The 9569-nt window shown below is 66.4% G+C and carries 5 protein-coding genes; 1 reads left to right on the forward strand and 4 read right to left on the reverse strand.

Translation table 11 applies throughout. From position 1 onward, the window contains the following. Positions 1-416: 416 nt before the first annotated feature. Positions 417-818, reverse strand: a complete 402-nt coding sequence (locus ABZ656_RS53010) for a hypothetical protein (RefSeq protein ID WP_360279252.1) — start codon at positions 816-818, stop codon at positions 417-419. Between the two features lie 658 nt (positions 819-1476). Here ABZ656_RS53010 and ABZ656_RS53015 point away from each other — a divergent pair. Next, a complete protein-coding gene (locus ABZ656_RS53015) occupies positions 1477-1674 on the forward strand; it encodes a helix-turn-helix domain-containing protein (protein WP_101408663.1) in 198 nt (65 codons plus the stop codon). Between the two features lie 309 nt (positions 1675-1983). Here the strand turns inward: ABZ656_RS53015 and ABZ656_RS53020 are convergent, their stop codons facing one another. The 3 genes from ABZ656_RS53020 to ABZ656_RS53030 form a co-directional block, all read right to left on the reverse strand. Continuing rightward, on the reverse strand, positions 1984-2436 hold the full coding sequence (locus ABZ656_RS53020; RefSeq protein WP_101408664.1) for an SUKH-3 domain-containing protein: 453 nt from the start codon (positions 2434-2436) through the stop codon (positions 1984-1986). After that, positions 2433-8921 (reverse strand): RHS repeat-associated core domain-containing protein, encoded by a 6489-nt coding sequence (locus ABZ656_RS53025; protein ID WP_129592448.1) that lies wholly within the window; start codon positions 8919-8921, stop codon positions 2433-2435. Before ABZ656_RS53025 ends, ABZ656_RS53020 begins: the two co-directional genes overlap by 4 nt. A gap of 80 nt (positions 8922-9001) precedes the next feature. After that, complete coding sequence (locus ABZ656_RS53030; RefSeq protein ID WP_360279249.1) at positions 9002-9412, reverse strand: LamG-like jellyroll fold domain-containing protein; 411 nt, start codon at positions 9410-9412, stop codon at positions 9002-9004. Positions 9413-9569: the final 157 nt, after the last annotated feature.

Raw genomic sequence — 9569 nt, forward strand, 5'->3', positions numbered from 1 at the left:
ATCTCGACGTCCGCAGACGCGACCGCCTCGGCGGCATCCTCCGCGAGTACCAACATGCCGCGTGACCAGCACGGACGTGGTTCTCGGCACCTACAACCTCGGCTGGTATCGGCATATCGCCCTGGCGATGCTCGCCCACGCGTTCCTCGCCGCATGACCATGCAAGAGCACGAAAAAAGGCTGTGCCGAGCCCGACACACCCGACCTCGTGTACCTCACACCAGCCGAAATCCGTCGTCTGCTGGAGCAGTTGAACCCCGCTGCCATCCTGCACGCCGCGACCACGCGGTGAACTGGTCCCGATGCCAGCGCCGTCACCAGGCACGTGTCCGTCACTTTCATTACATGCGACGCGGGCACCCGTTGGTGCGCGCTGGACATGCTGGCGGCACGCCGTGGCCGGGTGGGCTCTCGGTTCAGTTTTGCGCCGGACCGAAGACGTACAGCACAAGTTCCGCGTCCTTCTTCGGAACCGCCAGGTCGTACGTCCCGTCAGCCGTGACCAGTTCATACCGCTCGAACTTCGGCGCCATGGGCACCTTCTCGCCCGTGAGCTTGACCCCGAAGGGCGGCCTCAGGGTCGCGCTCCTGCCTCCCCGCCGATCGCTCCAGACCGGCGCCTCCCCCACGACGAGGCGCAAATACCCCTGCCTGGTCCGCGCGATCTGCTTGCCGCGACCGACCGAGACCATAACCGCCCCACCGATACTCTTCGTGAACCCCACAACCTGAAGCGGCTGCCCGTTCCGGAAGTCCTCGAGGTCCTGCGCGGACGTACGCCGCCGGATCCACACCCAGCGCAACAGCACGTCCAACACCGTCTCCGTCCCTGCGGAGCGCCGTACTGCCTTCATCCCCTGGCCCATCAATTCCCCACTCCCGCAACCGCTGACCACCGCACCAGGACGGTGCGCGCCGCGCGGTCAAGTTTGCTCCGATGATACGAAGGCTGCCCGCTCCTGCTCCGCCACCCTCGGCGCGCTCCGGGACGCCCCCATCGCCTGGCACCGCCGCCCTCCCCGACCACCCACGCTCCGCGAGAACACCCACACCCGCTACGCCACGCGCGTCCGCCGCCATGCCGGAGTTAGGTCCGAGAGCCGATTCACATGGAATCAGCGCCATTCGCCCGGGGCGGTGCGCGCCGCACCTGACCGCTGGAATGGGCAATGGATAACCGCAAAGCGCTCAAGACGGTGAGTACGGCCTTGGGTTGGTGGTGGCCATCGGTCAGCTTTCTACCGCCTGGTCCCACCGAGGCTTTGTGGTAGCACGCCGTCCTCCCATAGCCAGTCGAGTCAAGCGAAGAGCCTGTATAAGCTCACGTCGAACTCCTCCCACGCTACCGGGTCCAACTCCCGCCAGGAATCAGAGATGATCAGACCGGGCGACAAAGGGCCGGTTGAGGAGGAGCGCGCCGAGTTGTCGCGTTGGGCGGGTGGTTGAGCGGGATCTCGTTCGGCAGAGCGCCCTCGGATCGTGCTGTCGTGTGCGGATGGTGCGTCAAGTTCCCAGGTGGCGGGCGACTTGGGCGTGACCGTGGCGACGGTGCGCAAGTGGCGCTCGCGGTTCGCGGCTCACCGACTGGCAGGTCTGGCCGACGAGCCACGGCCGGGCCGGCGCAAGCCTCTGTCGGACCGCTTTCAGCTTCATGCGGCTGTTGCCGATGGGTGACCGAACGAACCTGGAGATCCTCGCCCTTCGCCACCAACTGATCGTACTGCAGCGCCCGATAGACAGGCCGCAGATGCCCCTCCAAAGTGGGCAGCCCCACCAGACTCCGGTGGGGCCGCCCACTTTCCGTTTCTTGTCGAGCATCGGGCGACTGACGCAACATCACGGCAATAAGCAGCGGTTTGCTTTGGCGTGAGGGTCAATGCCAGCAGACCTTCAGAGTGGCACCATTCCCGAGTTGCCTCTTCGTAGGCTCGCCACGCGCCATCAAACCGGCGGACTCTCGTGCGGGACTTGAGAATACGCCCATCAGAAGAATGTCTTGTCCCAATCTTCAGAAATCAGGGCCTGCATGGATTCTATAAATCCGTTCCCGACATACTGCATTCCGGCATCCCCAGCGAGAAAAACGTCTCCATTGCCCGCAATCAATACCACTTCTTCAGTGGCGAACGCAGAGCCAATGGGGACCAGAGGGCGCCCCACCCTCTGAGAAAATATGCGAATGTTACCAGGGTAGAAAGAAAGGGCTTCTTTTGCGTCAATTTGCACACTCACCTCCATTTCGCGATATATCCACGAAATGGAGACCTCTCGATACTCTTCGAGAAATCTACGCAATTCTGCCCCTACATCATAACCAGCCTCTTCATAGAGCATGGACACCTGATCGACAGAAGCTGACCCCAGGTCTACTCGGGTTGCGTCGGGGAATGCATCACGCAATCCCTGCCGCCGGGAAGCATCATTGAAACCACTCATCCGGTCAGCACATTCCGGACAGCGCCCGGCACCCACGTTTGACAGTTAGGGCACATTTTGAACTTCTTTCCCTTCTGGTTGAGGGTGATAATATCCAAGTTCTCCAACGAAGCTCCATCGTTCAGGGCGTTAGTGCACATCCGTGCTTCTGCGCACACGCCTGGCGGGCGACCGTTGGGGAGCTGGGATTCTCCGGGTAGCCGGGAAATCACATCGGTGTGATGCCCAGTGGCGGGTCCACTCTCACCATAATAAGTCGTTCCGGTGGTTTGGTCACGCCCTACGCTGAACGCGCCCGGCAGGATTTCACCTTCGGAAAGGCTACTCTTGACCTCTTCGATCCGATCTTTGCCGAGCTGGGTCAGCTCACTCTGAAGTTCAGCGTGGTCACAATTGCAGCCGCTGGGACCGCTCTTGGGCGCGGCGGTGTCAGCACGCTCACTGCCCCTGGCCGCGCCGGAGCCTGCGGTTCCCTCCGCTGCGCTGTCGGCTGCCCTGGCTCCGGATTCGGTGGCCGCTTTGGACGCGGAGGCAGTTTCTGCTCCTTCGGCGACGGCTGCCGCCCCCGCCCCCGCGATGGCCGACGATCCGGCTACGACGGCCCCGCCTTCTGCGGCAACCCCGACGGACGCGCCGACCGCTGCAGCCCCGAGGCTCCCCGCTTCGGCCCCCGCGGTGAACCCTTCGGCGCCGGCCGCGAGTACGGCTCCGCAACCGCCTGCTGTGGCTACGACGCAGGCGACAACTCCGACGACGACCGCGGTGGCTACGACGGCGGCGATGACGGGGTGCTGTGTAACGGCGTGGTAGGCCTTGTGGGCGAAGTTGGACAGGGTGCAACCGAAGAAGCCGCAGCTGTGGTGGGAGCTGCCGCCCCCTCCACTTCCGTGGTGGGGGCTGCTGTTGTCGGGGTTGGTGTCGCCGTACGCCGGGTCCGGCGCCTGGGGGCCCCTCTTACCACCGTCGTCGGGCTCGCAGTGACCATTGCCCGGGTCCATGCACAGTCCAGTGGGGTCACTGCCGGTGACAGGGTTGTCGGCCGCGTACGTGTATCCGTCGATCTGCTGGGCGTCGGTGAGTTCGAGGAGGGGGTCGTCGGAGACGAAGCGGCCGATCGTGGGATCGTACTCGCGGGCGCCGAGGTGGGTGAGGCCCGTGGTGGTGTCCTGGATGCCGTTGACGAAGCCCTTGTCGCCGAGCCAAGTGCCGGAGGCAGGCTGGGCGCCGCGGGTATTGCCGAAGGGGTCGAGGCGACGGCGTACGGCAGTCTGGGTGGTGGCGTCTACGGCGGTCTCGGCCGTGTCGTGCGCGTCGGTGACCTGCCACTGGAGACTGCCGGAGCTGGTACGGACCGCGACGGTCTGGCCGGCCCAGCTGTAGTAGCGGGTTCCGGTGGTCGTGGTGGTGCCCTTGGCGAGGTGGACTTCGGTGTCACCGAGGTAGAGCGTGGTGCCGGAGTCGTCGCGGGAGAGCAGCCGGTTGCCGTCGGCGTCGTAGAGGTAGGAGACGGAGGTGCCGTCGGCGTTGGTGGCCTTGGCGAGGTGGCCTTCGTCGTCCCAGTCGAGGGTCTGGGTCTTGCCGCTCAGGGTGCGAGTGCGGGTGTTACCGGAGGCGTCGTAGGTGTAGGAGTTGGTGGTCGTGGTGCTCCCGGTGACGCTCTTCGACGCGTCGAGGGTGTGCGCGTGTGTCTGGCCGGTGGCGTCTTTGCCCGGGTAGGCGTACGTCGTGGTGGTGTCGTTGCCGCCTGTGGTTGTCGCGTGGTTGACCTGGGTTTTGCGGTTGCCGAGGGCGTCGTAGCCGTAGCTCTGCCAGTAAGGCGCGGGGCCGCCGAGGACTGCGGTGGAGGGGTCTGCGGAGCAGCCGTCGGTGGCGGTCCAGGCCTGCGTGAGGCGGTCGTGGCCGTCGTAGCGGTAGCACTGGACGTCGTCGGTGGCGTCGGCGTGGGTGGCGGTCTTGGTCGGGTTGCCGGCGTCGTCGTAGGTGTAGGAGGTGTCCTGGACGGGGGGCGTGTGGGTGTCGTCGGTGACGAGTTCCCGCTGGAGGCGGCGGGTGCCGTTCTCGTAGGTGTTGGTGATCTGGAGCCACTTGGCGGTGTCGGCGGAGGAGACTCCGAGGGTGATCTGCCCGATGTCGCTCAGCTTGGTGTAGCCGGTGTCCTGGACATAGCCGGTGGCGCCTTTCAGCGTGGTCGGCATGCTGAGGTCGTTGTAGCCGTACTCCAGGGATTCCGCGGGCAGGCCGCCGGCCGCGGGGTCGGAGGTCAACTGGACGGTGCCGTCGAGGTTGTAGCCGATCGACGACGTGTACGAGCCCGCGAGGGATTCCTCGCCGGTGACCGAGGGGATGGTGACCCGGGTCAGGGTCGGCCGGTAGAGGGAGTCGTAGGCGCCGACCTGGCTGATGTACGACTTGCCGGTGGTGCCGGAGCCGCCGACGTAGCGGATCGAGGAGGTCGGCTTCCCCTTCATCAGGGAGTCGTAGGTCCACTTGGCGAGCTGGTGGGTGGTGTCCTGGGTGGTGCCGTCGTACATGCCGCTCTTGCGGCCGAGGACGTCGTAGGTGTAGCTGAGGGTCTTCTCGTCCTTCGTGCCGACGGCGGTGGTGGTGGCGGTGACCTGGTCGAGCTCGTTGTAGGCGGTGCTGGTCGTGCCGGTGTCCGGGTCGGTGGAACTGGTCTTGCGGCCCATCAGGTCGTAGCCGTAGGACCAGGTGTTGCCGTCGTTGTCGACGACTTCCTTCAGCCGGCTCTTCGCGTCGTAGGTGTACTTGATGGACGTGGACGAGCCGGAGGGGCTGCCGCTGTCGTACTGCCGGGTCTCGGTGGTGCGGCCGAGGGTGTCGGTCAGGGTCGTGGTGGCGATGCCGCCCTTGGGCGGGGTGACGGTGGTGCGGTCACCGCCGTATGCGGTGGAGGTTGTCCAGCGCTTGGTGCCGACGGCGTAGTAGTCGGCTGACGTGGCGCGGCCCGCACCGTCATAGGTGGTGAGGGTCTGGGAGGGGACCGCTGAGGTGATCGTCGCCAGCGTGCCGGACGGCGCGGTGGCGTCGGTGTAGTCGGAGTTCGACACGACGGCCAGGCCCCGGCTGTCGTACTTGGTCTCCGCGATGACGCGGCCGCCGCCCGGGGCGGGGGTCTGTGTCTGGCGGGGGCGCAGCATCGCGTCGTACAGGGCGTAGGTGGTGTCGTAGGTGGTGCCGTCGTTGTTGAGTTTGCCGGTGGACACCACCGAGGCCGCGGTGTTGGAGATCGAGTAGGTGTAGATGAGGCTCGCGGTCTGGTTCGAGGACTTGGACCGGTTGGCGAGCCAGAGGCCGGTGAGGCGGCCGAGGCCGTCGTAGGCGTAGTCGGTGTGCTTGGTGTTCGGATCGACGACGGACGTGGCTGTTCCGCGGGCGGGGTCGTAGGTCGTGGTGGTGGCGTAGCCCTTGGCGTCCGTGGTGACGGTGCTGGTCAGTGGCCCGCCGGTGGCCGGTACGTAGTCGGTGGTGGTGGTGTTCTGGTCGGCGTCCTTGACGGAGTGGATCCGTCCCTGAGCGTCGTAGGCGCTGGTGGAGACCGTCTGGTAGACCGGGCTGCCGCTGCTGTAGGAGGACAGCCGCTGGGTGGATGTCTCGTCACCGAGCTTCGGAGCAGCGCCGTAGGCCTGGCTGTCGTAGAGGGTGCGTACGTCGGAGACCACGTCGTCCGGGCGGTTCGGGGCGTCGGCGCAGGCAACATCGACGGTCTCGACCCGTACGGGGAAGGCCATCAGCCAGTCGGTGGTGTTGTTCGCGAGGGTGGTGCGGGTGCACTGTTCGTCTTTGGTGACGGCGTCGTCGCCCGCGTCGTCGACCGTGAGCGCCGCTCCGGTCGCATCGTCGTAGGTCGTGGTGACGGTGGTGTTGCGGGTGTCGCCGGACGACAGGTCGGTGCGGGTGTGGACGGCGTGGGGGCGGGTGAAGGTGGCGTTGCGGGTGCCGTCGGTGCCGGTCTGGTGGATCCACGGGTCGGTGATGGTGCCGGAGACCTCGGCACTGCCGTTGTAGGTGATCGACTCACGGACCGTGCCGGCCAGGGGGTCGGAGTCGATGACTGACGTGCGGGTGGAGTCGGTGACCTTGGCGCTGCGGGTGGTGCCGTCGGACTGCTTGTCGCCGTCCATGCCGCGGAAGTAGGTGGCCACGGTCTTGGTGCGGGTGGACTGCGCGTCGCCCGTCGTCGTGGTGACGCTGCCGTAGCCGCGCCACACGGACCAGGTCTTGCGCTTGGCGGGGGCGGTGACGTTGTCGCTGTCGTAGTGCCAGGCCGGTGAGTCGTTGTAGGTGTAGTCGGTCTCTTTCAGTGGCGCGCCGCCGGTGGGGTCCGACTCCGTGACCTGTGTGACGACGTACTTGTGGAACCAGTCCAGTTGCGGGTCTGTCGTGTACGGCGGCTGCCAGTAGGTCGGGAAGCAGCGCAGCGTGTCCGAGTCCGGGCTGGTGGGCATGGTGGTGCCCGCGACGCACTGAGGGTCGGAGTAGTTGACGGTGAGGACCGAGCCCGTCTCCGAAGTCACCTTGCGTACACGCCACTTGACCAGTGCGGCGATGTTGTCGTGCGTGGTGTCGACCCGGTTGTAGAGCTGGATGCCCTCGAAGGTGACCGGTGGCATGGCCTTGGTCGAGCCGTCCTTGCCGGTGCGGGTGATGGACTTCAGCCACAATCCGGCGGAGGTGCCGTCACCCGGATCGAGGAAGGACTGGTCCAGCGCCCAGGAGTCCACGTCACGGTAGTTGGGGGTGGACAGGCTCGCGTCCCAGATGCTGGTGGTGACACCCGTGAGGCGTCTGCGGGAGAAGAACGTCGGTCCACTCGCGTCGCACACCTTGCCGGAGGCGCAGACCTGGTCGTAGGGAACGTCCGGCCAGTGGGCTGCGGTGGTGGAGGTGAGCGAGGAGCAGTCCTCACTGCTGGTCACCAGGCAGCGTTCGGCGGTGGTGAAGTTGACCTGGGCGGGCGCGGTGCCGAAGACGGTGGAGGCGGTGATCCCGTAGTCGATGCGCTTGAGGTAGCCGCCGCGGTCGTAGACGGTCCCGTTGCCGGTGGTGCCGTTCTTTGCGTAGGAGTTGGTCTCCTTGGTGTACCAGTACGACATCGCGTTGCCGTGCGGGTCCACCACGTAGTCCAGGTTCCAGCGCCAGGCCTGGGTGAGCGAGCGGCCGGAGAACGTGGTGCCCTGGTCGTAGCCCGGCTCGCCGGAGTCGTCGCCGAAGACCGGGACGGTGTAGGTGGAGTTGGTGACGGGGGCTCCGGTGGTCCAGCCAGGGAGCCGGTTCTTGCCGAAGACGTACTGGGTGCCGTCCTGGGTGGTGACGGTCCAGAACTCGCCGTCGTTGTCGTCGTTGGTGGCACCGGTGGAGTGGACGACGCGCTCGCCGTCGTCGGTCTTGGGGTGCCAGTCGCCGGTGCTGCTCTTGATCAGGGGGCTGGACTTGCCGCCGAGAACGAGGGTGGCGTTGTCGTTCGCCCAGCACTGGTCGTTCTTGTCGGTCTGACCGTCGTCGTCGCAGGAGTCGTACGAGCGCTCGATGTAGGAGGTAGAGAGGTCGAAGCCGTCACCGACCCAGGACGGCTGGTTGTTGGTGGACGGCAGCCGGCCGTCGACGCTCTGCGCGTCGTAGGTGATGGCCAGGTTGGGGGCGGGGCCGCCGTTGGACGGGGGCACGCCGAGCGGGTACGACCAGGTGAAGTCGCCGCTGGAGCCGCCCGCGTTCCAGGCGGCAGACGGATTGAGGGACGTCGCCTGGAAGGAACCGGCACCGGACTTGGCGTCCGCAGTCGCGGCAAGGGCCGTCACCGCGGAGCTGCTGACCGAGGCGGTCGCCGTCAGGGTGTGGTGCTCGACGTCGTTCTTCGTCGCGACCGGCGTAGCCGTCCGGCACTTCTTCAAGGCCGGGGTGGTGAGCGCGCAAGCAGGCAGCCGCACCAGGGAGAGCCGCGAGGCGTAGTCACCTCCGTAGGCATTGGCGAAGCCTGAATAGTCCAGGGTCAGCCGGGTCTTGCCCGCACCCTTTCTTCCGTCGGCGCGGGCGAGGGAGAGCACAGTGCCGTGGATGCCCAGGTCGGTCGCGGTCCTGTGCCCGGCCACCCGGACCGCCACCTTGGCCGGGGCCTCCCCTGTGGTCGGGGCACTCACCTTGAGCGGCAGCTTGCCGACAGGAGTGCTCTTGGCGAGGGCCGCCTTCCCCGCCACCCGCAGGGTCACATCGGAAGCGGTAGGCCAGACCGTGGCCTTGGCCAGTTCCCTGGCCGTACGGGCCGCAGCCGCTTGGGCCGGGTCCTTTTTCGTGACCTTCTTGGCTTTGAAGGCAACGGCGGTGCCGTCTTTGGCCGCCGGGACGTGCACGATGTTGTGTCCGTGCCGCTGAGTCGCCCACACGGCCGGGGCGGTGCCCAGCCCCGTGGCCACCAGCGCGCTCGCTGTGACAGCGACGACCCACAGCCGTGTCCGCCGTAGCCCACCCATGACTGCACTCCCCATTTGCGTGAAACCGCTGGTGTGTAAGTCCACCGAAACCGTGCTGCGCTGGTGCAACTCGTCCGCCGTCACAGCGGGATGGGCACTTCGTTGAGGTAGAGCTGATCGATGGCGGTGTCAGACATCACGCCCGTCCACACCCTCACGTCGTCCACGAGGCTGTTGGCGTAGTCGCTGTACACGCCCGTACTGATCCGTCCGCGGCCGATGTTGAACGTGCCGCTCGCCTGCCAAGGGCCATCAAAGACGATGCCGTCGCCGGTGTCGTCATCGGTGTCTGTGTCGCCCTGGGCGCCCTGCCGGATCCCGTTGACGTACAGGAAAAGCTGATGATGGGCACCGTCATAGACGCCAGTCAGCAGAGTCCATTGGCCTGGATCAACGAGCTGGGCGGCCGCGATGCTGGCGGGAACCTTGACGACCGAGCCGCTGGTGGCATCGGCTGTGGTGCGGCCGAACACCCACATGGGCACTGTCACGTTGTTGGGTGTGTGGAGATCTGGCGGCGTGTCAGGGTGTGGTGTTGCTGGGTTCCGGGCCTTTGGTCAGACCGTGGTGGGTCGGCCGGCAGCGCCGGTGATCTGGTCCCAGACGGCGAAGCGGATGGTCATCTCGGCTCGGTGGTCGGGGGCGGTC

Source organism: Streptomyces sp. NPDC007095 (genome assembly GCF_040634475.1).
Lineage (GTDB): Bacteria > Actinomycetota > Actinomycetes > Streptomycetales > Streptomycetaceae > Streptomyces.